General features: G+C 74.7%; 19 protein-coding genes. 10 read left to right on the plus strand and 9 right to left on the minus strand.

Features of this window, described 5'->3' with window-relative positions; translation table 11 throughout:
- Positions 1 to 26: 26 nt before the first annotated feature.
- From JOE68_RS27275 to nhaA (JOE68_RS27295), 5 genes are all read left to right on the plus strand, one after another.
- The gene (locus JOE68_RS27275) at positions 27 to 1,208 is read left to right on the plus strand and encodes a PucR family transcriptional regulator (RefSeq protein ID WP_204845240.1); all 1,182 of its coding nucleotides are present in this window, start codon (positions 27 to 29) and stop codon (positions 1,206 to 1,208) included.
- A gap of 146 nt (positions 1,209 to 1,354) precedes the next feature.
- Complete coding sequence (locus JOE68_RS27280; protein ID WP_204845241.1) at positions 1,355 to 1,804, plus strand: NfeD family protein; 450 nt, start codon at positions 1,355 to 1,357, stop codon at positions 1,802 to 1,804.
- Positions 1,789 to 2,814 (plus strand): SPFH domain-containing protein, encoded by a 1,026-nt coding sequence (locus JOE68_RS27285; RefSeq protein ID WP_204845242.1) that lies wholly within the window; start codon positions 1,789 to 1,791, stop codon positions 2,812 to 2,814. Before JOE68_RS27280 ends, JOE68_RS27285 begins: the two co-directional genes overlap by 16 nt.
- Positions 2,815 to 3,129: 315 nt before the next feature.
- Positions 3,130 to 3,675, plus strand: a complete 546-nt coding sequence (locus JOE68_RS27290; RefSeq protein ID WP_204845243.1) for an anti-sigma factor antagonist — start codon at positions 3,130 to 3,132, stop codon at positions 3,673 to 3,675.
- Between the two features lie 5 nt (positions 3,676 to 3,680).
- A complete protein-coding gene (nhaA, locus tag JOE68_RS27295) occupies positions 3,681 to 4,919 on the plus strand; it encodes a Na+/H+ antiporter NhaA (protein WP_204845244.1) in 1,239 nt (412 codons plus the stop codon).
- Here nhaA (JOE68_RS27295) and JOE68_RS27300 read toward each other — a convergent pair.
- The 4 genes from JOE68_RS27300 to JOE68_RS27315 all read right to left on the minus strand — a co-directional run bounded on the left by JOE68_RS27300 (position 4,916) and on the right by JOE68_RS27315 (position 9,015).
- A complete protein-coding gene (locus JOE68_RS27300) occupies positions 4,916 to 5,506 on the minus strand; it encodes an acyl-CoA-like ligand-binding transcription factor (RefSeq protein WP_204845245.1) in 591 nt (196 codons plus the stop codon). The genes nhaA (JOE68_RS27295) and JOE68_RS27300 overlap by 4 nt on opposite strands.
- Positions 5,503 to 6,897 (minus strand): FAD-dependent oxidoreductase, encoded by a 1,395-nt coding sequence (locus JOE68_RS27305; RefSeq protein ID WP_204845246.1) that lies wholly within the window; start codon positions 6,895 to 6,897, stop codon positions 5,503 to 5,505. Before JOE68_RS27305 ends, JOE68_RS27300 begins: the two co-directional genes overlap by 4 nt.
- A 28-nt stretch (positions 6,898 to 6,925) precedes the next feature.
- Positions 6,926 to 8,218: a Na+/H+ antiporter NhaA gene (gene nhaA / locus JOE68_RS27310; protein WP_307819930.1), complete on the minus strand. Its 1,293-nt coding sequence runs from the start codon at positions 8,216 to 8,218 to the stop codon at positions 6,926 to 6,928.
- Positions 8,219 to 8,475: 257 nt separating this feature from the next.
- Positions 8,476 to 9,015: a hypothetical protein gene (locus tag JOE68_RS27315; protein WP_204845248.1), complete on the minus strand. Its 540-nt coding sequence runs from the start codon at positions 9,013 to 9,015 to the stop codon at positions 8,476 to 8,478.
- Between the two features lie 113 nt (positions 9,016 to 9,128).
- On the opposite strand from JOE68_RS27315, the gene JOE68_RS27320 reads away from it, so the two are divergent.
- The gene (locus tag JOE68_RS27320; protein WP_204845249.1) at positions 9,129 to 10,175 is read left to right on the plus strand and encodes a sensor histidine kinase; all 1,047 of its coding nucleotides are present in this window, start codon (positions 9,129 to 9,131) and stop codon (positions 10,173 to 10,175) included.
- Complete coding sequence (locus JOE68_RS27325; protein ID WP_204845250.1) at positions 10,172 to 10,807, plus strand: response regulator; 636 nt, start codon at positions 10,172 to 10,174, stop codon at positions 10,805 to 10,807. The genes JOE68_RS27320 and JOE68_RS27325 overlap by 4 nt, the downstream gene beginning before the upstream one ends.
- A gap of 32 nt (positions 10,808 to 10,839) precedes the next feature.
- Here the strand turns inward: JOE68_RS27325 and JOE68_RS27330 are convergent, their stop codons facing one another.
- A complete protein-coding gene (locus JOE68_RS27330) occupies positions 10,840 to 12,081 on the minus strand; it encodes an acetyl-CoA hydrolase/transferase family protein (protein WP_204845251.1) in 1,242 nt (413 codons plus the stop codon).
- 504 nt (positions 12,082 to 12,585) lie between these two features.
- Between JOE68_RS27330 and JOE68_RS27335 the strand changes: the two genes are divergently transcribed.
- Complete coding sequence (locus JOE68_RS27335) at positions 12,586 to 14,202, plus strand: GAF domain-containing sensor histidine kinase (protein WP_239564890.1); 1,617 nt, start codon at positions 12,586 to 12,588, stop codon at positions 14,200 to 14,202.
- On the opposite strand, the gene JOE68_RS27340 is transcribed toward JOE68_RS27335, so the two are convergent.
- Together JOE68_RS27340 and JOE68_RS27345 are read right to left on the minus strand one after the other, a co-directional pair.
- Positions 14,203 to 14,856, minus strand: coding sequence for a response regulator (locus tag JOE68_RS27340; RefSeq protein ID WP_307819931.1), 654 nt, complete (start codon positions 14,854 to 14,856; stop codon positions 14,203 to 14,205).
- A gap of 116 nt (positions 14,857 to 14,972) precedes the next feature.
- Positions 14,973 to 15,437, minus strand: coding sequence for a hypothetical protein (locus tag JOE68_RS27345; RefSeq protein ID WP_204845254.1), 465 nt, complete (start codon positions 15,435 to 15,437; stop codon positions 14,973 to 14,975).
- Positions 15,438 to 15,440: 3 nt separating this feature from the next.
- Between JOE68_RS27345 and JOE68_RS27350 the strand changes: the two genes are divergently transcribed.
- Positions 15,441 to 16,001 carry an adenine nucleotide alpha hydrolase family protein gene (locus JOE68_RS27350; protein ID WP_204845255.1) on the plus strand — a complete coding sequence of 187 codons (561 nt, stop codon included), beginning with the start codon at positions 15,441 to 15,443 and terminating at the stop codon, positions 15,999 to 16,001.
- 256 nt (positions 16,002 to 16,257) lie between these two features.
- Here the strand turns inward: JOE68_RS27350 and JOE68_RS27355 are convergent, their stop codons facing one another.
- Together JOE68_RS27355 and JOE68_RS27360 are read right to left on the minus strand one after the other, a co-directional pair.
- Positions 16,258 to 17,415 (minus strand): cation:proton antiporter, encoded by a 1,158-nt coding sequence (locus tag JOE68_RS27355; protein ID WP_204845256.1) that lies wholly within the window; start codon positions 17,413 to 17,415, stop codon positions 16,258 to 16,260.
- 6 nt (positions 17,416 to 17,421) lie between these two features.
- The gene (locus JOE68_RS27360) at positions 17,422 to 17,901 is read right to left on the minus strand and encodes a cation:proton antiporter regulatory subunit (protein ID WP_204845257.1); all 480 of its coding nucleotides are present in this window, start codon (positions 17,899 to 17,901) and stop codon (positions 17,422 to 17,424) included.
- A gap of 184 nt (positions 17,902 to 18,085) precedes the next feature.
- On the opposite strand from JOE68_RS27360, the gene JOE68_RS27365 reads away from it, so the two are divergent.
- On the plus strand, positions 18,086 to 21,907 hold the full coding sequence (locus tag JOE68_RS27365) for a WD40 repeat domain-containing protein (protein WP_204845258.1): 3,822 nt from the start codon (positions 18,086 to 18,088) through the stop codon (positions 21,905 to 21,907).
- Positions 21,908 to 21,926: the final 19 nt, after the last annotated feature.

The raw sequence follows: 21,926 nt of genomic DNA on the forward strand, positions 1-21,926 counted from the left end.
GACCGACGACTGCGGAAGTGGGACACATGGCACGAGCCAGAAGGCCGGGGCCCGCGCGCGGCGACACCGCTGAGCTGTGGGCCGGTGTTGCCGGGCGGGCGAGCCGGCAGGCGCACGGCGTGCCCGTCGAACTGCTCGACGGCTACCTCGCCGACCTGGACGAGGTCAGCGCGTCCGGTCGCCCGTCCGGACCGGACCGGCTGCGGGTGCGCCACGACGTCGGCGCCCGCGCGGCGGCGCAGGGGGTGCCCCTGCGCGGGGTGATCGACATGTACCTGAGCGCCACGTGGCTGGCCTGGCCGCTGCTGTCCGGCGTGCGGCGGGCGAGGAACCCGGACGTGCTGCGCGAGCTGGGGGAGGCGGTGTTCAAAGCGGCCGACGCGGCGGTCATGGCGGTCGCGGAGGGCTACGAGAAGGCGCAGCGCTGGTCGGTGCGCCAGGAGGAGTCGTTCCGCCGGGAGTTCGTCGACGACCTGCTCGACGGGCGCAACCTGGGGCAGTTGGCCGAGCGGGCGGAGCGCTTCGGGCTGCGGTTGGCGGGCAGCAACGTCGTGGCGGCGGCGCACTGCCCGGAGCCGGTGGTCGACGGCGGCGAGGTGGCCAGGGCGGTGGAGACCTCGCTGCACCTGCGCCTGGACTCCCGCGACGTCCTCATCACCACCAAGGCCGGCCTGCTGGTCTGCGTCGTCCCGGACACCATGGCCGGCGTCCTCGACGAGTTCACGCGGCAGGTGGCCGCGGCCCTGGGGGACGCCTCGACGTGGTGGGTCGGTGTCGGTCGCGCCCAGTCCGGGCCGGGCGGCGTGGTGCGCTCCTTCGAGCAGGCCAGGCACGCGCTGGACATCGCCGAGCGCCTGGCGCTGCCCGGCCGCGTGCACCGGGCCGACGACCTGCTGGTCTACCAGGTCCTGCTGCGCGACAGCGCCGCCCTGGCCGACCTGGTGTCGGTGGTGCTGGAACCCCTGCGCGAGGTGCGGGGAGGGGCCGGCCCGCTGCTGGCCACGCTGTCGGCCTACTTCGCCGCCGGGCAGGTGGCGGCGGCCTGCGCACGGGAGTTGCAGGTGGGCGTCCGGACGGTGACCTACCGCCTGCAGCGCGTCCGGGAACTGACCGGCTACTCGGTGGAGGACCCGTCGCAGGCCCTGTCGCTGCACGTCGCGGTGCTCGGGGCCAAGCTGCTCGACTGGCCGCCGGCCGCGGCGCCGTGACCGACCCCGGTTGCCGGGAACCGGCAACCGGGGCGGTTCCGGGTCGGCCTGGTTCACGCGTTGTCCCCCCAGTCCGGTCGGGAGAGCATAAAGGCAGGTCAAAGGCACGAAGTCGAAGTCGCTGCCAGTCGTGGAGGAGGTGTCGCGTGCACGCTTGGCTCGTGTGGTCCTCGATGGCGTTGTTGCTCGGGGTGGTAGAGCTGTTCAGCCTCACCGGCGCGCTGGGCGTCCTCGGCGGCGCCGCGTTGCTCACCGCCGGGGCCGCCGGGATCGGCCTGCCCGTCGCGGCGCAGTTCGCGGTGTTCGCGCTCGCTTCGGTCCTGGGCCTGGTGCTGCTGCGCCCGCTCGCCCGGCGCCACCGGCGCGCAGCCGCGTCCGCGCGCTTCGGCGTCGACGCGCTCGTGGGCGAGTCCGGTCCCGTGCTGCGCGAGGTGACGCGGCACGGGGGCCGGGTGCGGATCGCGGGGGAGGAGTGGACGGCGCGGCCGTTCGACGACGCCCTGGTGATCCCCGAGGGCGCCACCGCGGAGGTCCTGCGGATCAGCGGCAGCACCGCGTACGTCTACCCGGGGAGTGGGTCGTGGAAGCTTCAGTGATCGTCGGTGTGCTCATCGCGCTGCTGGTGGTGCTGGTGGTGTTGAGCGCGGTGCGGATCGTGCCCCAGGCGCGGGCGCGCAACGTGGAGCGGTTGGGGCGGTTCCAGCGCACGCTGCAACCCGGGCTCAACGTGGTGATCCCGTTCATCGACCGGGTGCACCCGGCGATCGACCTGCGCGAGCAGGTGGTGTCGTTCCAGCCGCAGCCGGTCATCACCGAGGACAACCTCGTGGTGGAGATCGACACGGTGCTGTACTTCCAGGTGACCGACCCGCGGGCGGCGTTCTACGAGATCGCCAGCTACCTGCAGGCCGTCGAGCAGCTGACCGTCACGACGCTGCGCAACGTGGTGGGCTCCATGGACCTGGAGAGCACGCTGACCTCCCGCGACACCATCAACAGCCAGCTGCGGGGCGTGCTCGACGACGCCACCGGCAAGTGGGGGCTGCGGGTCAACCGGGTGGAGATCAAGGCCATCGACCCGCCGCGCACCATCAAGGACGCGATGGAGAAGCAGATGCGCGCCGAGCGGGACAAGCGCGCCGCCATCCTCACCGCGGAAGGGCAGCGGCAGTCGCAGATCCTGACCGCCGAGGGCGACAAGCAGGCCGCCGTGCTGCGCGCCGAGGGCGAGCGGGCGGCGGAGATCCTCAAGGCCGAGGGCCAGTCGCGGGCGATCGACCAGGTGTTCCAGGCCGTGCACCGCAACGACCCCGACCCGAAGCTGCTGGCCTACCAGTACTTGCAGACGCTGCCGCAGTTGGCGCAGGGCGCCGGCAACACCTTCTGGGTCATCCCCAGCGAGGTCACCTCGGCGCTCCAGGGGATCTCCCGCGCCTTCACCGAGACCCTGCCCAGGGTCCCGGCCACCGGACCCGCCGCCGGCCCGGCCGACCACGCCGCGGCCCAGGCCGCCGACGACGCCAACCGCGCCGCGGAAGCCGCGGCCGAGGCCGTCGCCGACGCCGAGATCGCGAGCCGGGCGCCCGCGGCGCCCGCCTCCGCCTGACCCACCCCCGATCAGGGGCGGTCCCCGCACGGGGGCCGATCACCGCACCGGAGCGCTGCCGACCAAGGCGTGCTCCGGTGCGCTCGTCCGCCCCGCGGGCGCGTTCGCCGCTGTGCCGTCACCGCGGGTGGACCGGCCCGGACGGGAAGCCGCGCCCCGGGCCTGTCCCGGCCGCCGCCAGGTGGCGCCGTCCCGGGAGTCCTCACCCGGGAGCCCTCACCCGGGAGTCCTCAATGGACAGCAACCGCCGAACAGCCGCATGTGCCCCGATAACCGGCGACAGGGCGCACACCACGACCATCGGAGCCCACAACCATGCCCACCCGGCACGACACCGCGTACGACGTCCTCGACAGCCGCCCGATCACCACTCGTGAGGCGCCCGCCCTCACCGTCACCGTCACCGACGTGACCGGCCGCCGCATCGACGAACGCGTCGGCGGCGTCGAGGGTCCCCGTGCCGCTCGCGGTCACGACCGCATGCGGCACCCGCCGGCCCGACGTGCGCAACCCGGCGCCCGGCACCGCCCGGCGGGCGCCGCGGTCGTGGTGCGTGCCGTCGGCGAGGTCGACGCGGCCACCGCGCCGGTCCTGGCCGCGGGGCTGCGGACGGGCCGCGCCGCGGCACGCCCACCGTGGCCGCTGGTGGTCGACTTGACCGGCCTGCGGTTCCTCTCCGCCGCCGGCCTGACGGCGTTGGCCGCGACCCTGCGGCGGTGCGACGAGCACCGGGTGCCCCTGCGGGTGGTCGCCGCCCGGCGCGACGTGCTCCGGCCCCTCCGCCTCACCGGCTTGGACGCGCTCCTCGACATCAGGGCCACGCTCGCCGAAGCCCTCGGTCCGGGCGCGGGGCCGCGGTGAGCGCGGTGGGCGCCCGACCGCGGTGGGGCCGTCGCCTGCGCCGGCTCGTCCACGACGAAGCGGCCGGGGGCGTGGTGCTGCTGGTGGCCGCGGTGGCGGCGCTGGTGTGGGCCAACAGCCCCGCGGCGGCCGGCTACGAGGCCCTGTGGCACCTCCGGCTGACCGTCGGGCCGGGCCCGGTGTCGGTGACCGAGGACCTGCGGCACTGGGTCAACGACGGGTTGATGGCGCTGTTCTTCTTCGTCGTCGGCTTGGAGGTCAAACGCGAGCTGGTGGTGGGGGAGCTGCGGGACCGGCGCGCGGCGGCGCTGCCGGCGCTGGCCGCCCTGGGCGGTGTGGTGCTGCCCGCCGTGCTGTTCCTGGCCGTGGTCGGTGGTGGACCGGAGGCGCGCGGGTGGGGCGTCCCGCTGGCCACCGACATCGCGTTCGCCGTGGGCGTGCTGGCGCTGCTGGGGTCGAGGGTGCCGGCCGGGGTGAAGCTGTTCCTGCTGTCGGTGGCGATCGTCGACGACATCATCGCGGTGGGGGTCATCGCGGTGGCCTACACCGACGCGCTGGAACCGGGGTGGCTGCTCGCGGCGGCGGGCGGGCTGATCGCGGTCGCGGTGATGCGCCGGTCCGGCGTGGGCCCGGTCGCCGCGTACGTCCCGGTGGGCGTGTTCGTCTGGTACGCGACGCTGCACTCGGGGCTGCACGCCACGATCGCCGGCGTCGTGCTGGGCCTGATGACCCCGGCGCGCCCCGTGGGCGGGCGCGCCGTCCTCGACGACCTCCAGCGCCGCCTGCACCCGATCACCGCGTTCGCCGTGGTGCCGCTGTTCGCGCTGGCCAACGCCGGGGTGGACCTGCGTGGCGGGGCCGTGGGGGAGGCGGTGGGCAGCCCGGTGGCGTGGGGGGTCGTGCTCGGCCTGCTCGTGGGCAAGGTCGTGGGGATCGGCGGTGCGACGTGGCTGGCGCTGCGCCTGCGGGTCGGCGTGCTGCCCGCCGGGGTGCCGCCGCGGCTGGTGTGGGGGGTGGCGGCGCTGGCCGGGATCGGGTTCACGGTCTCGCTGTTCATCACCGACCTCGCCTACACCGATCCGGCGCTGGTCACCCAGGCCAAGGTCGGCATCTTCACCGCGAGCGCCGTGGCCGCCGCCCTGGGCAGCGCGCTGCTGCTCGCGTCGACCCGGCGCGACCGCCGGGCGCGCGCCGCGCCGGGCGGGCCGGGCGGGCCGGGCGACGGCGCGGACCGGCGCGCCTAGCGCCCCGTGCCCAGCGCCGCGAACGCCTGGTCGACCAGCGAACGGAGGTCGTCGGCCCGCTCGCCCTCGACCCACGCGGTGAGGGCGGTGGTGATCGCCGTGGTGGCCGCCGCGGCGATCACGCGCAGCCGCAGGTCGACCGGTCGCCGTTCGCGGTCGGCGAGGGCGGCGGCGAGCAGGTCGCCGGTGGCGGCGGTGTTGCGCCACTGCCGTGCGTGCAGGGCGGGGGTGGTGACGATGAGCCGGGCGCGGGCGTAGACGGCGTCGTGGTCGGTGTCGAGCACCGCGTCCAGGCCGGCGCGCAGGGCGGCGCGCAGCGCTTCCAGCGGGCTCTCCCCGGCGGGGCGGGCGCGGACCAGGTCGGCGATGAGCGGATCGTAGTCGTCGTCCTCCACCACGGCTTCCTTGGTGGGGAAGTAGCGGAAGAAGGTCATGTGCGACACGCCCGCCGCGGCGGCGATCTGCTCGACCGTGGTCTGCTCGTAGCCCTGGTCGAGGAACAACCGCAGCGCGTGGTCCTGGATCATGCGGCGGGTGCGCGCCTTGCGCTGCTCGCGCACCCCACCCGGCCCTGCCTGGTTCGTCACCGGTCAAGCATGACCGCCAGCGCCCGGCGCAGCGCCGCCGGCTCCGGCTCGCCGCGCCAGGCCAGGTGGCCGTCCGGGCGCACCAGCAGCGCGTCGCCGGCGCGGTGCACGTGCCGGACGTCGCCGAGCGCGTCGCGGGCGACCGCGGCGCAGCCGCCATCGCGCGGTGCGGCGAGGGTCCAGCCGAACCGGTCGGTCGCCGCGAACTCCGGCACCCGGTCGCCGACGCGGGGCCGCCGGCCGAGCGGCGAGCGGGCGTAGCCGGTCCTCAGCTGCGACGCCCGCTCCCAGATGAGCCTCTCCACCGGCGGCAGGCCCAGCAGGGGGAACAGCACGCGGTCGCGCACCAGCCGGGCCGCCGGGGACTCGCCCAGCACGAGCCTGGTGAGGCCGCTGGTGGCGCCCAGCACCTCCTCGGCGACGGGGCGGCGCTCGGCCTGGTAGCCGTCCAGCAGCCGGTCGCCGGCCCGGCCCGAGGCCACCAGGGCCAGCCGCCAGGCCAGGTTCTCGGCGTCACCGAGGCCGGTGTTCATGCCCTGTCCGCCGAACGGGCTGTGGATGTGCGCGGCGTCGCCGGCCAGCAGCACCCGGCCGCTCCGGTAGGTCCCGGCCAGCCGGCGGTGGATGCGGAACACCGAGGTCCACGCCCAGCCGTCGTCCGGCAGGCCGCGCACGCCCGCGTGCCGGTGCGCGGCGCGGGCCAGGAACCCCGCGACGTCCCCCGGCGCGGTGCCCGGGGCGGGGGCCATGAACCGCCACACCCCTCCGGGCAGCGGGAAGGCCGCGAACACCTCCCCGCCGCGCACCCACACCCCGACCGAGTCCCGCGGCAGCGGCAGCTCGGCCCGCACGTCGCCGAGCACGAAACCCTCGACCAGCGGGACGCCGGGGAAGCCGATGCCGGCGGCCTTGCGGACCGCGCTGTGCGCGCCGTCGCAGCCGACCACCCAGTCGGCCGCCACCGGGCCGGCCGCGGTGGACAGCACCACCCCGCGCCCGCCCTGCTCCAGACCGGTGACCTCGGCGCCCCACTCCACCCGGACCCCCAGGTCGGCCAGGCGCGCCCGCAGCCCGGCCTCCACCTCGGCCTGCGACACGAGCAGGCCGGGGCGCCGGACCAGCGCGGTGGGGCGGCCGACCCGCAGCTCACCGCAGCGGCGGCCACCGACGTGGACCACCACCCGGCGGATGCCGACCGAACGGGCCGGCAGGTCGCCCAGGGCCCCGAGCCGGTGCAGCACCTCGCTGCCGCGCGGTTGCAGGCCCAGGGCGCGCGAGGTGGTCGCCGGCCGCGCCGCCGCGTCGACCACCCGCACCCGCACGCCGTGGTGGCGCAGCGCGCACGCCGCTGCCAGACCGGTGGGACCCGCGCCGACGACCACTACGTCCATGAACCGTAGTGTTAGCCACTAACAAGTGTTAGTCAATAACCTTTTTCTGGTGGACGTCCGGGATGCCGTCGTGGTCCTCGTCCCGGGTCTCCTCCTCGTGGATGCGCCGGTAGACGCGGTTGCGCGCGCGCAGGATCGCCGTGGCGACGAGCGCGGACAGCAGCGAGCCGAGCAGGATGCCGATCTTGGCGTCGTCGTAGGGCCGGGTGCCCTCGCCGAAGGCCAGCTCGCCCACCAGCAGCGACACGGTGAACCCGATGCCGCCCAGCACGGCCAGGCCGACCACGTCCACCCAGGCCAGGTCGCCGTCCAGCTCGGCGCGGGTGAACCGCGACACCAGCCAGGTGGCGGCGGTGATGCCCACCAGCTTGCCCAGCAGCAGCCCCACCACGATGCCGATGGTCACCGTGTCGGTCAGCGACGAGGTCAGGCCGTCGAGCCCGCCGATGGCCACCCCGGAGGCGAAGAACGCGAACACCGGCACCGCCACCCCGGTCGACAGCGGCCGGAACCGGTGCTCGAAGTGCTCGGCCAGCCCCGGCCCCTCGCCGGGCGTGCGGCGGATCACCGGCACGGCGAAGCCCAGCAGCACCCCGGCCACGGTCGCGTGCACTCCGGAGGCGTGCATGAAGCCCCAGGTCAGCGCGGCCAGGGGCAGCAGGAGCCACCAGGAGCGCACCCGTCGCTGCACCAGCACGGTGAACAGCGCCAGCGGGACGGCGGTCAGCAGCAGCGGCGTCACCGCCAGGTCGTCGGTGTAGAACAGCGCGATGATCACGATCGCGATCAGGTCGTCCACCACGGCCAGGGTGAGCAGGAACGTCCGCAGCGCCGTCGGCAGGGACCGGCCGATCACGGCGAGCACGGCCAGGGCGAAGGCGATGTCGGTGGCGGTCGGGATCGCCCACCCGGACGTCGCCTCCGGCGAGCCGAGGTTGACCAGCAGGTAGAACACGGCCGGCACCGCGACCCCGCCGAACGCGGCGGCCACCGGCACGGCGGCCCGCCTCGGGTCGCGCAGGTCCCCGGCGACGAACTCGCGCTTGAGCTCCAGGCCCGCGACGAAGAAGAAGATCGCCAGCAGCCCGTCGGAGGCCCAGTGCCCGACGCTGAGCTGCAGGTGCAGCTGGGCGATGCCGAACTCGAAGTCGCGCAGCGCCTCGTAGGTGGGCGCCCACGGCGAGTTGGCCCACACCAGGCCCAGCGTCGCGGCGACGAGCATGATCACCCCGCCGACGGTCTCCAGCCGGAGGATGTCGGCGATCCGCTTGGCCTCGGGCCAAGTGCCCCGGTCGAACAACTTGACGGCACTGCGCTGCACGGGCGGCTCCCTGGGTCGGCGGAACACGACGCCGACCAGGCTTCCCGGCACACCATGCCCGCATGCGGGCAACATCCCGACCGTACCCGGTGGTGGGTGCCGGCGCACGGATCCGGTGATCACATCGTCGTGAACGTCCGGTGCCTTTCGTCACCCGAAGGGGCGTCGCCCGGTAGCGCGAACCCACCGGCCACCCCCCGACGCGCCGTGCGCGGGCTCCAGCGGTCGCACCCGCGGGGGCGGGACCCGCCCGGCGGTCATCGGCGACGCGGGTGCACCGACACGGCGAGCCACACCAGCGCCCCGCCGACCACGACGTGCAGCGCGCTGGTCAGCGGCGTGTCGGGCAGGCGGGCGGCGAGGGTGAACACGGGCAGGGCGACCAGGTAGGCCCACACGGGCGCCTTCGGGTGCACGCCGGCGCGCAACATGCCGATCGCGAACCACACGCACCCCACGGCGAACAGCAGCGCGCCGGCCAGCAGGACGGCCCTGGTCGGGGCGGCGGGGGCGGCGCCGAGCGGGAACAGCACGACGTTCAGCGCGTACGCCGCCGCGCCGAACAGGCCGAGGCCGACGAAGTTGACCGCGTACCCGGTGGTGGCCACGCGGTCGGCGGCGTGGCGCTGGGCGAGGTGCAGCGCGGTGAGCAGCGGGGCGGCCAGGGCGGGGGACACGCCGATGACCAGGCTGGTCGCGAGGGTTTCCCCGGTGAACGCCTCCAGCGCCCCGGGCAGGGCGAGGAACAGGCCGGACAGGGCGCCGCAGACGGCGCCGAAGCGCAGCAGGAAGCTCATGGCCGGGGACGCTAGGAGCGGGCCGGTCACGGCGGTGAGTGCCGGTCGGGCCGGCCGCGGTGGTGCCGATCGGCACCTCGCCCGCGGGCCCGCGGCGGAAGTAGCCTGCGCTCGTGCGCCCGGTCGCGTGGTTGTCGCCCCTGCTCTACGGCGCCGTGCTGCTCGCGGGCGGTTACGCCGGGCTGGCGGGGCTGGGGGAGACCCGGTTCGGCTGGTTCGCCGGCGGGCTGGTCGCGCTGGTGGCGCTGGACCTCGCGGAACCCCGGTTCTCGGCGGCCGGGGTGTTCCTGGTGGCGCGAGCCGCGCTGGTGGTGCTCGTGGCGGCGGCGGACGGCTCGGGCATGGCCCGGGTGCTGTTGCTGCTGCTGCCCTTCGGCGCGTACTTCGCGTTCGGCCGGGTGGTCGCGGTCGCGCTCGGGCTGGGGTGCGCCGGGCTGGTGGTGGTGTCGTTCAGCGTGACCGCGCCGGGCTGGGCGCACGACGTCGAACGGGTGTCGGACCTGCTGATGTTCGCGGTGGGGCTGGTGGTGACGCTCGCGGTGGCCGCCGTGGCGGTGGAGGAGCGGCGCGGGCGGGCGCGGCTGGCGGAGCTGTCCGCCGCCGCGGAGCGCAGCCGGGTCGCGCGCGACATCCACGACGGGCTCGGGCACCACCTCACCGCGGTGTCGGTGCTGCTGGAGAAGGCGTCGGCGTTCCGGGAGCGCGACCCCGAGGCGGCCGACCGGGCGCTGGCGGACGCCCGCGAGTCGGCGCGGCGGGCGTTGGAGGACGTGCGGCGGTCGGTGGGGGCGTTGCGCGAGCCGTTCCGGTTGGCGGCGGCGCTGGCGGAGTCGACCCGGGGGTTGAAGGTGGACGTGCGGTGCGGCGGCGACGAGGACGGGTTCGACCCCGCCGTGCTGCTGGCGGTGTACCGGGCGGCGCAGGAGGGCGTCACCAACGCGCTGCGGCACGCCGACGCCGGTTCGGTGTCCGTCCGGGTCCACTGCGGGCCGGAGGCGGCGGAGCTGGTGGTGCTCGACGACGGGCGCGGGTTCTCCGCGGCGCAGGAGGGTTTCGGGCTGTCGGGGATGCGCGAGCGGGTCGCGGCCCTGGGCGGCGAGGTGGACGTGCGCGGCGCGCCCGGCGCGGGCACCCGGCTGACCGTGCGGATCCCGCGGTGACCGCCGTGCGCGTGCTGGTGGCGGACGACCAGCGGCTGATCCGCGAGGGCATCGCGTCCCTGCTGGACATCCAGGACGGCATCGCGGTCGTCGGCACGGCGGGCGACGGCCGCGAAGCCGTCGACCTCGCCGTGGCGCTCGTGCCGGACGTGGTGCTGATGGATGTGCGGATGCCGGTGGTGGACGGCCTCGACGCGCTGGCGGGGATCCGCGCCCGCGTGCCGTCGTGCCGGGTGGTGATGCTGACGACGTTCGACGACGAGGACTACGTGGTGCGCGCGTTGCGCGGCGGCGCGGGCGGGTACCTGCTCAAGGACCGGCCCGCGCGCGAGCTCGCGGCGGCGGTGCGGCTCGCGCACGACGGCATCGCCCAGTTCGACCCGGCGGCGGCGGCCAGGATCGCCGACGCGCTGTCCGCCGGGCCGCCCGCGGTCGGCGGCCACTCGCTCACCGGGCGCGAGGTCGAGGTGCTGCGGCTGGTCGCGGCCGGCCGCACGAACCGCGAGATCGGCCGCCGCCTGCACCTCGCCGAGGGCACGGTGAAGAACCACCTCTCGCGGGTGCTGGGCAGGCTCGGGCTGCGCGACCGGACGCAGGCCGCGCTGTACGCCCGTGACCACGGGCTCCTCTAGCCGACCCGGGACCCCGCCGGTCGGGGCGCCGATCAGGCCGGTGGCCGCAGCGGGAAGCCCAGGCCGCGGCCGGCCTCGGTGAGCTCGTCGCGGACCCGCGGGTGGGCGACGTGGTCGATGATCTGCTGGGCCTGCTCGCCGGCGTCGTGGCCCCAGATGGTCGCGGCGCCCTGCTCGCTGACGAGGCAGCTGTGCTGGAACGAGGTGACCGGGCCGGTCAGGCGGGGCACCACGGTGGACACGTCGGCCTTGGGGTGCCAGGAGGGCAGGGCCACGATCGCCCGGCCGCCCGGGGAGTGCAGCGCCCCGACCACGAAGTCGGTCTGCCCGCCGAACCCGGAGTAGATGGCCCCGCGCACCCGGCTGGCGTTGGCCTGCGCGTACAGGTCGACCTGCAGCGCGCTGTTGATCGAGACCAGCCGCCGCCGGCGGGCGATCAGCCCCGGGTCGTTGGTCTTCTCGGTGCGCAGCAGCCGCACCCGCGGGTTGCGGTCCACCCAGTCGTACAGCTCCTGGCCGCCGAACACGAACGACGCGGTCACGGGGGTGTCCGGGTCGAGCGCGCCCGCCCGTTCCAGGCCGAGCACGCCGTCGCTGAACATCTCCGACCACACCGCCAGGCCCCGCCGGGCGGTCAGCGCCGCCAGCACCGCGTCCGGGACGGCGCCGATGCCGGTCTGGAGGGTCGCGCCCTCCGGGACGAGCGCCGCCACCCGCTCGGCGATCACCCCCGACACCTCGCCGGTCACGCGGGGCGCGGGGGAGGTCAGCGGCTCGTCGACCTCGATCGCGCAGTCCACCTCGTCGCAGGACAGCACCCCGTCACCGTGCGTGTACGGCATCCGGGGGTTCAGCTGGGCGATCACCAGGCCGCCCCGGGCGCGGACCGCCTCGACCGCCGCGGGCAGGACGTTCACCTCCGTGCCCAGCGAGACGCAGCCGTCCACCGGGGTGGAGGTGTGGACCAGCACGACGTCGGGCGGCAACGCCTGCCGGAGCAGGTGGGGCACCAGCGACAGCCGGGAGGGGAAGTACCGCAGCGCCCGCTTGCCGCGCATGCCCGGCCCGACGAACGGCGTCTCCAGCACCACGCCCTCGCGGTCCGGGATGCCCGGCTGGGCGTTCAACGCGAACAGCCGGTACTCGGCCACCGCCTTGTCCAGCACGTCCAGCGCGCGGTGCGGGGTGGCGTGGTTCCCGCTGACCACCACCCGCGGGCAGGTGGGCACGGCGGACAGCACGGCGGCCAGTTGGGACTCGGACAGGACTCGCATGGGATGGATCACCCGACCGGTTCGGAGGTTGCGGTGCGGCGTTGTCGGGCGCGGCGGGCCCGACGGGACGCGGCCCGGTGGGTACCCGGCGGACCCCGGGGACAACCCCTGTGCCCTTCCGGTCGTCACGTGCGGCTCATCGCGGCTCGTCACGGCCAGGCGCGGTCGGGAACCGGTCCGCCGGCGGCTCGGGCTACGTTGCCGTGCCGGACGAAGCGCCGTCAAGAGCCGGCCCGGGGTGCGCGTGGTCGGCTCGCACATACGCATCGCGGTCGGGAACCGGCCGTGGTCCGCGTCCAGCCCGTGCACGCGCTGCCGGAGGCCGGGTGCGACGCCTGCCCCCTCGTGGTGGGCAGCCACGGTCGGGGCGGCCACCGGGCGGTCGGCGGCCTGGGGTTGGCCCCCGGCAGCCGGGGGTGGAACGCTGGATCCGTGGTTACTTCCGAAGGTGGGACGCCCCATCGCTTGCTGGGCGGTCTGCGCCTGGACGAGCTGCTCGACGAGATGCGTGAGCGGTTGACGGAGATCGGGTCGACGCGGGACAAGATGCAGGGCCTGTTGGACGCGGTGCTGGCCGTCGGTGCGGGTTTGGAGTTGGACTCGACGTTGCAGCGGATCGTGCAGGCGGCTGTCGGGTTGGTGGGCGCGCGTTATGGTGCGCTGGGCGTGCTGGGCGCGCGGGACAACCTGTCGCAATTCGTGTACGTGGGCATCGACGCGGAGACCCGTTCGCGCATGGGGCATCTGCCGGAGGGCAAGGGTCTGCTGGGGTTGTTGATCAGGGATCCGCGGGTGATCCGGTTGCACGACCTGTCCGAGCATCCGGCGTCGGTGGGTTTTCCGGCCAATCACCCGCCGATGCGTGGTTTTCTGGGTGTGCCGGTGCGGGTGCGTGATGAGGTGTTCGGCAACCTGTACATGACGGAGAAGGTCGGTGGTGCGGATTTCACCGCGGATGACGAGGTGGTGTTGACGGCGTTGGCGGCTGCGGCGGGTGTGGCGGTGGAGAACGCCCGGTTGTTCGAGCGGTCGCGGATGCGGGAGCGGTGGTTGGAGGCCACCGCGGAGGTCAACGCGGAGTTGTTGGGCGGGGCGTCCTCCGGTGACGCGCTGCACCTGATCGCCCAGCGGACCAGGGAGCTGTCCGGGGCGTCGCTGTCGCTGATCGTGCTGGCCGAGGGCGTCGGGGAGCGGCGGTTGCGGACGGCGGCCGGCGCCGGTGCGCAGGCGGAGGGTCTGGTCGGCACGGCGTTCGCCGAGGCGGCGTCGTTCGTCGGCGAGGTGCTGGATTCGGGCGCGCCCATGCTCATCGAGGACCTGGACGGCCGGCTGGGCGACGCGTCGGTCGACGTGGGGCCCGGGGTGGCGGTGCCGTTGCGCGCCGGGACGTCGGTGACCGGTGTGCTGTTGGTGGCGCGGGGCAAGGGCGGCGCCCGGTTCGGTGCGGAGCAGGTGCCGCTGTTGGCGTCGTTCGCCGATCAGGCCGCGGTGGCGTTGGAGTTCGCCGAGAACCAGCGGGCGCGGCGGTTGGTCGACGTGCTGGAGGACCGTGACCGCATCGCGCGCGATCTGCACGACCACGTCATCCAGCGGCTGTTCGCCACCGGGATGAGCCTGCAGGGCGCGCTGGGCGCCATCGGGGAGCCGCGGGTGCGCGAGCGGGTGCGGAAGGCGGTGGTCAGCCTGGACGAGACGGTGTTGGAGATCCGCACCTCGATCTTCGACCTCCAGGCGGCCGACGACGCGCCCGGTCTGCGCCGCCGGCTGCTGGACCTGGTCTCCGAGCTCACCGCCGACGTCGCGATCACCCCGACCGTGCGGATGAGCGGCACGGTGGACAACTCCGTGCCCGACCACGTCGCCGAGCACGCCGAGGCCGTGGTGCGCGAAGCGGTCGGCAACGTGGTGCGCCACGCCCGCGCCGGCGAGGTGGTCGTCACCGTCGAGGCGGCCGACGCGCTGGTGATCTCGGTGGTGGACGACGGGGTCGGGATGCCCGAGCACGTGGCGCGCAGTGGGTTGCGCAACCTGGAGCAGCGGGCGGTGGGGCTTGGCGGTTCGTGTGCCGTCCTCGCCGAGCCCGGTGGCGGCACGCGCCTGACGTGGCGGGTGCCGTTGTGATCACTCCTCGTCGGAGGGGGTGGGTTTGCGCAGTCGGGTGGCCAGGACGGCGGCCTGGGTGCGGCGTTCCAGGCCGAGTTTGGCCAGCAGGTGGGAGACGTAGTTCTTGACCGTCTTCTCGGCCAGGAACATCCTCTCGGCGATCTGGCGGTTGGTCAGGCCCTCACCGATGTGATCGAGGACCGCGCGTTCCTGCTCGGTCAACGACCGGGTGGGATCGCCCTGCTCACGCTCCCGGCGGATGCGGCTCAGCAGGGCCGAGGTGGAACGGGCGTCGAGCAGCGACTCGCCGGCGGCGACGGTGCGCACGGCGTTCTGCAGGTCGTGGCCCAGGATGCGCTTGAGCACGAACCCCGACGCACCGGCCATGACAGCGTCGAACAGGGCCTCGTCGTCGGTGAACGAGGTCAGCATCAGGCACTTGAGCTCCGGCATCCGGGAACGCAGCTCACGGCACAACTCGATGCCGTTGCCATCGGGCAACCGCACGTCCAACACCGCCACCTCGGCACCGCTGACCGGCACCAGGGCCAACGCCTCGGCCACCGACCCGGCCTCACCCACCACCTCCAGACCGCCGTCATCGTTGAGCAGTTCGCGGACACCGACCCGGACGACCTCGTGGTCATCCACCAGGAACACGCGCGCCACCACAAGGCCACCCTTCCCTCATCACCCTCCGGGAACGACGTTCTCCCACGGCCGGCTGCGGGGACAGGGTCGTAAGCCCCTGTCGGACAAGGGCGAACCGGGTGCGGGGGTCCCGGCCGTCAGGGGGCGTCGACCGCCTCCGACAGCAGGTCCACGGCCGCGCGGCGCGGGGTGGGCGGGACCGGTGGGCGGAACCCGACGCGCAGCACGGCCTGCGGGACGACCCCGCCGACCGAGCGGCGCAGCTCTTCGCGCACCGACCGCGCCTCGGCCGCCCGCGACAGGTCCGTCGCGGACAGGCCCAGGTCCGCCGCGGTCAGCAGGACGCGTTGCAGCGCCTGCCCGGCCCGCAACTCCGCCAGTGGTCCGTCGGAGAACGAGCAGAGCACGACGACCAGCGGGTCGGGATCGTGGTCCTCGCCCGGCGGGCGCTCGGCGGCCCGGGAGCCGCGCGGCACGCCGTCGTCGTGTCGCGGGCAGGCCCACCGGCCCGGTTCGGCCCGCACCGCGGGGGCCCGGCCCTGGACGCGGTGCGCCCCGGCCACGAGGCCCGGCACCCCGGCCCGTTCACCGCGGTCGGTCACGACGTGCAGCCAGGAGCGCTCCCGCTCGGCCGCCCGCACCAGCGCGTGGCGGTGGGCGGCGGGGACCGGGACGTCGCGGGAGACGTCGCGGAGAACGAGGCGTCCCTGCGGGGAGCCCCGCTCACGGCGGTCATCGCCTGGAACGACTTCCTGGTCGACAGCGCCTGCCACTCCCGTTTCACCGTCGACTGGGCCGAGGTGGAGCAGGTGCGCGTGCCGGCCGAGCGCCTCGCGGGCCGGCAGGAGAAGTACCCGGACGTGCGGGTCCACCGCGCGATCGTCCACGACCGCCCGGTGCGGGCGCTCGCCCTGGCGGGGCAGGGGCCTGACGCGCCCGGTCCGCCGACCGACTGGCCTGGCCCGGCCGGCCGCGTCCGGGCCGCAGGGATCCGCGGGCTGAGGGCCGAAGGCCCCCGCGCCCGCAGGACCCGCCCCCGGTCTTCGCCGCCGGAGCCCGGAGCAGGGCACCGAGGAGGAGAGGGCGGACGACAGGATCGCGGTGGGTCGGAAGCCGTGGCCGACCGCGAGCCGGCCGCCGACGTGGTGAGCCCGCGCGCCGTGTGAGTCGTCCGGCGCGAAGGGCAGGCCGAGCGTCGCGGTGAAGGCTGCGAGCCCTCGACGTCGCGGCCGGGTCGTCGGTCAGCTCCGCCACCAGGACGAACCTGTCCCGCATCGGTTTGCCCGGGTCGGCGGGCGATCGCGGCGGCGCCACCTTGCCGCCGCCTCCACCGCCCCGGTTGCCCGCCCTGCCCGCGATCACCGCGCTGCCGACCACGGTGGGCCCGCCCTCCTCCGCCGCGACACCGCGTGACCGACCCCGCTAGCGGGGCGCTGCGGTGGTGCTCCCCGCCGGCGCGCCGAGCCACCGGGTGATCAGCGGTCCGGAGGTGGCCAGGACGAGCACGTAGGCGGTGATCAGCGGCCCCAGCCCGGGGTGGGTGGCGCCGACCAGGCCCGAGATCACGACGGAGAACTCGCCGCGGGCGATCAGGGCGGTACCGGCGCGCAGGCGGCCGCGGCGCGCGGAGCCGTCGCGCCGGGCGGCGTACCAACCGGTGGCGACCTTGCCGGCGGCGCCGACCGCGGCCAGCGCGAGTGCGACGGGGAGGCCGGGCAGCAGTTCCGCCGGGCTGACGGCGAAGCCGATCGCCAGGAAGAACGCCGCGGCGAACAGGTCGCGCAGCGGGCTGAGCACCCGGCGGGTGCGTTCGGCGGCCTCGCCGGTGAGCGTGAGGCCGACGAGGAAGGCGCCGACCGCAGCGGAGACGTTGGCGAACTCGGCCAGGGCGGCGACCACGAGGGTGACGCCGAGCACTCGGAGCATGAGCTGTTCGGCGTCGGGGTGGGCCAGCCACCGGTTGACGTGCCGGCCGAAGCGGTGGGCCACCAGGAACGCGCCGGCGACGGCGGTGACGGCGACCAGGACGCCCAGTGCCGCCTGCCACCACGTGCCGCCCGCCACGAGGACGGCCAGCACGGGCAGGTAGACGGCCATGGCGAAGTCCTCCATGACCAGCACGGCCAGCACGGCCGGGGTTTCACGGTTGCCCAGCCTGCGCAGGTCGCCCAGCAGGCGGGCGATGACACCTGAGGACGACACCCACGTCGCACCCGCCAGCGCGAGGACGCCGACGGCGTCGAGGCCGAGCAGCCACCCGGCCACCGCGCCGGGCCCGGCGCCCAGCAGCAGGTCCAGTGCGGCGGAGGGGACGTGGCGGCGCAGGCTGTGGGTGAACTCGGCGGTGGAGAACTCCAGCCCCAGGGTGAGCAGCAGCAGCACGACGCCGATCGAGGCGCCCGCCTCGACGAACCCGCCGGCCGCGGGCGCCGGCGCGATCCCGCCCTCGCCGAGTGCCAGGCCCGCGACCAGGTACAGCGGGATCGCGGGCAGGCCGAACCGGCGGGCGGCCGTGCCCAGCGCGCTGAGGGCGACCAGGATGAGGCCCAACTCCAGCAGCAGGGCCAGCGAGGTGTGCACGCCGGTTCAGCCCCCGACGATGCGGCGGACGCCCCCGATGCCCTCGGCCGTGCCGATCACGACCAGCACGTCGCCCGGAAGGATGATCTCCGCCGGAGTGGGAGAGGTGATGACGCCGTCGCCGCGCACGATCGCGACCACCGACACACCGGTGCGCGTGCGCGCCCGCATAGCCCCCAGCGGCCGGCCGGCGTGCGGTGACCCCTCCGGCACGTCGACCCGGTCCGACACCAGGCCCGGCACTTCCCGCGACAGGTCGGCGAACCGCTCGGCGATGCGCGGTGCGCCGAGGATCTCGGCGACGGTGTCGGCCTCCTCCCGCGTCAGCCGGAGCAGCGGCCGGCCCTCATCCGGGTCCTCCGGCGGGTAGGACACCAACTCGAAGCCACCCTCGCGGTGGGCGATCACCCCGATCCGGGCACCGTCGGCGTTGGTGAACTCGTAGCGCAACCCGACACCCGGCAACAACACCTCGTTGACGTCCACCGCGACATCATGCCCCGAGGAAGCCGGTCGCTATCAGGCTGCCGGCTCGGCGGGTGCGGCTGAAGGGCGCGCGGGGTTCCCGGACCCGCGCCACCGAATCGCCGGACCCGCACTAGGGCGGACATCGCGACCTCGGCCACTGCCACACTGCCGGTGCGGACGATCGAGGGCGGCGATTGGCACGATGAATTCCGGAGAGGATTCGGCGCCGGTCTTCCCGAACGGGGGAATTCACCAGGAGGGGCGGGCTTCCCACGGGGGTACCGTCAACCAGGCCGGCAGGGACCTGAACTTCTACCACGGCGACGGGGTGAACACCCGTCGGCGCACGGTGCCGCACCACGTCGTGGACGAGTGCCCCTACCCCGGGCTGGCCTCGTTCGAGCCGGAGCAGGCGAAGTGGTTCTTCGGCCGGGACGGGCTGGTGACCGAGCTGAACGCCCGCTTGGACCTGCGGCTGCGCGAAGGCGGGATCCAGGTCGTGGTGGCCCCGTCGGGCGCGGGCAAGTCGTCGTTGCTGCGGGCGGGTCTGCTGCCCAGGCTCGACCAGGGCTCGCTGCCCGGCTCGCGCAAGTGGCCCAAGCTGCTGTTCACGCCCACCTCGGACCCGCCGGCGGCGTTCGCCGACGCGATCGCGCGGTGGTCGGGGGACGACCGGGAAGCGGTGGCCGCCGAACTCGCCGACGGGCGGCTGACGACCTTGGGGGATGCGCTGCGCGGCCCCGACGGCGACCTGGGCGCGCGGGTCGTGGTCGTGGTGGACCAGTTCGAGGAATTGTTCACGTTGTGCTCGGACGAGCACCGGCGACGCGCTTTCATCGATCTCCTCGTGGAAATCGCCGATCCCGCGGCAGGCCCGCCGGGGCTGGTCGTGGTGGGCGTGCGGGCGGACTTCTACGCGGCCTGCGCCAACCAGCCCGCGATTCGCGCGGCGTTGCAGGACTCGCCGCTGGTCGTCGGCCCGATGTCGGAACCGGAACTGCGCGAGGCGATCCGCTACCCGGCGCAGGACGTCGGCTTGGACGTCGAACCCGGCCTGGTCGAGGTGCTGCTCCGCGACCTCGGGGTGGCCACCGAGGGCTACGAGGCCGGACGCCTGCCGCTGCTGGCCCACGCGCTGAGGGTCAGCTGGCAGCAGCGGCACGGTGCCACGTTGACCGTGCAGGGCTATCGGGACACCGGCGGCATCGAGCACGCCATCGCCACGACCGCCGAGCGGACCCACACCGCCCTGGACGACGACGGGCAGCGCGTGGCGCGGTGGCTCTTCCGACGGCTGATCAGGATCGGGGACGGCACCGAGGACATCCGGCGCCGCGGTTCCCTGGCCGAGCTGGTGGACGCCGCCGGCCCCGATCACGCGACCGTTGCGGCGGTCGTGGAAGCGTTCACCGGTGCGCGGCTGCTCACCCGGCAGCAGGACAGCGTGCAGATCACCCACGAAGCCCTGCTGCACAGCTGGCCCAGGCTCAAGGGATGGATCACCACCGACCGCGTCGGCCGGTTGACCCACCAGGGCTTGGAGGAAGCTGCCACGGCCTGGGACCGCGCGGACCGCGACTCGTCCCTGCTGTTCTGGGGCAGCCGGCTCAACACCGCGCAGGCGTGGGCCGACAGCGCGCTGCCCGGCGAGCTGAGCCCGCTCGGGAAAGCCTTCCTCGCGGCCTGCCTGCGGGCGCGACGCCGTGCCGCGCGGCGGCGGACCAGGCTGGTAGCCGTGCTCACCGTGCTCACCGCGGTCGCCTCGACCGCGGCTTTCTTCTCCTTCCAGCAGCAGCACGAAGCCGTCCGGCAGCGCGACCTCGCCGTCTACAACCGGGTCCTCGCCGAAGCCGATCAGCTCCGCGGCTCCGACGTGTCGTTGTCCGCGCAGCTCCACCTGGTGGCGCACCGGATCCGGCCCGGTGACGAGACCGCCACGCGGCTGGTCACCGCCGCGAGCGGGCCGCTGTCCACCCCGCTGACGGGTCACACCGACCGGGTCACCGCGGTGGCGTTCAGCCCGGATGGACGCACGCTGGTCACCGGCGGCATGGACAAGACCGGGTCCGTGCGGGTGTGGGACGTTTCCGATCCCACCCGGCCCGGGGCGTCGGGGCGATCCGGCGGCGACCCCTCCGACGCGGCCCACTCGTTGGCCTACAGCCCGGACGGGCGCACGGTGGCCACCGGTGGTCTCGCCGGGGTGGTGCAGTTGTGGACCGTCGCCGACTCGACCCGTCCCGTGGTGTTGCGCGGCCCGTTCAGCGAGGAGAACGGCTGGCGGGGTCAGGTGGGCACCATCGGTGCCCTCGCGTTCAGCCCCGACGGCCGCTTCCTGGCGGCGGCCAGCGAGTCCGGGACGGCGCAGGTGTGGAACGTCGCCGACCCCGCGCTGGCGCAGTCGCCCAGCGAGGTCGTCGGCCACGGTGATCCGGTCGGGGCGGTGGCGTTCAGCCCGGACGGGCGCACGCTCGCCACCGGCAGCGACGATTCCACCGTCCGGCTGTGGGACGTCACCGACTACGCCCGCCCTGTGCTGGTGGGAACGACACCGCGAGGCCACGCCGGCGCGGTGAACTCGCTCGCGTTCAGCCCGGACGGGCGCATGCTCGCCAGCGGCAGCGACGATTCCACCGTTCGACTGTGGAACGTCGCCGATCCCGCCGCGGTCACCACGATCGGCGCCTCCCCGCGCAGCCACCTCAGCACCATGGCCAGCTCCGTGGCCGCGGTGGCGTTCAGCCCGGACGGGCGCACGCTGGCCGGCGGCAACAGCGATTCGACGGTGCAGTTGTGGAACATCTCCGACCCCGCTCGACCCAAGGTCCTCGGCAACCCGCTGAGGGGGCACCTCGGGACCGTCAGCGCGGTGGCGTTCAGCCCGGACGGACGGACGCTGGCCACCGGCAGCATCGACCAGGCCGTGAGGCTGTGGAACCTCCCGGGCACGGCGCTGACCGGTGCGGCCACCACCACCTACTCGGTGGCGTTCAGCCCGGACGGGCGCACGCTCGCCGCCGGCACGGGTGATCCCGACGTGCGGTTGTGGGACTTGTCCGACCCCGTCCGGCCCGCGGCGCTGGGCAGTCCGCTGACCGACGTGGGCACAGCCGTCGGTTCGGTGGCGTTCAGCCCGGACGGGCGCGTGTTGGCCGTCGGCAGCGACGATGCAGCGGTGCGGTTGTGGAACGTCGCCGAACCCGCCCGGCCGAAGCGGCTGGGAGAACCGCTGGTCGGGCACGAGCACTCCGTCAACGCGGTGGCGTTCAGCCCGGACGGGCGCGTCCTGGCCACCGGCAGCAGCGATTCCGCGACGCGCCTGTGGGACATCTCCGACCCCGGTAGCCCCGCGCTCATGGGCTACCCGCTGGCCAAGGACAGCGACGTCACCCGGATGTCCGGTCGCAGCGACGCCATCTTCTCGGTGGCGTTCAGCCCGGACGGGAACGCCCTGGCCACCGGCAGCAGCGACTACACGGCGCGGCTGTGGAACGTCTCGAACCGGGCACGGCCCGTGCCACTGGGCCCGCCGTTGACCGGCCACACCCAGATGGTCTTGTCGGTGGCGTTCAGCCCGGACGGCCGCACCCTCGCCACCGGCAGCGCCGATTCCACGGTTCGGTTGTGGGACCTGTCCGACCGTGCTCGGCCGGTCCCGCGGGGGTCGCCGTTGACCGGCCACACCCAGATGGTCTTGTCGGTGGCGTTCAGCCCGGACGGCCGCACCCTCGCGACCAGCAGCGCCGATTCCACGGTTCGGTTGTGGGACCTGTCCGACCGTGCTCGGCCGGTCCCGCGGGGGTCGCCGTTGACCGGCCACACCGACGCCATCCGCGCGCTGGCGTTCAGCCCGGACGGCCACACGCTGGCCACCGGCAGCAGCGACCTGTCGGTACGGCTGACGGGGCTGGACGTGGAGCGCGGCGTCGAGCGGATCTGCGCCGTCACCGGGAACACGCTCACCACCGGGAATTGGGAGCGTTACGTCGGCGGTGACCTCCCCTACGACCCGCCCTGCGGCTGAGTCGGGACGAACCCGGTGG

This window comes from Saccharothrix algeriensis, assembly GCF_016907655.1.
Classification (GTDB): domain Bacteria; phylum Actinomycetota; class Actinomycetes; order Mycobacteriales; family Pseudonocardiaceae; genus Actinosynnema; species Actinosynnema algeriense.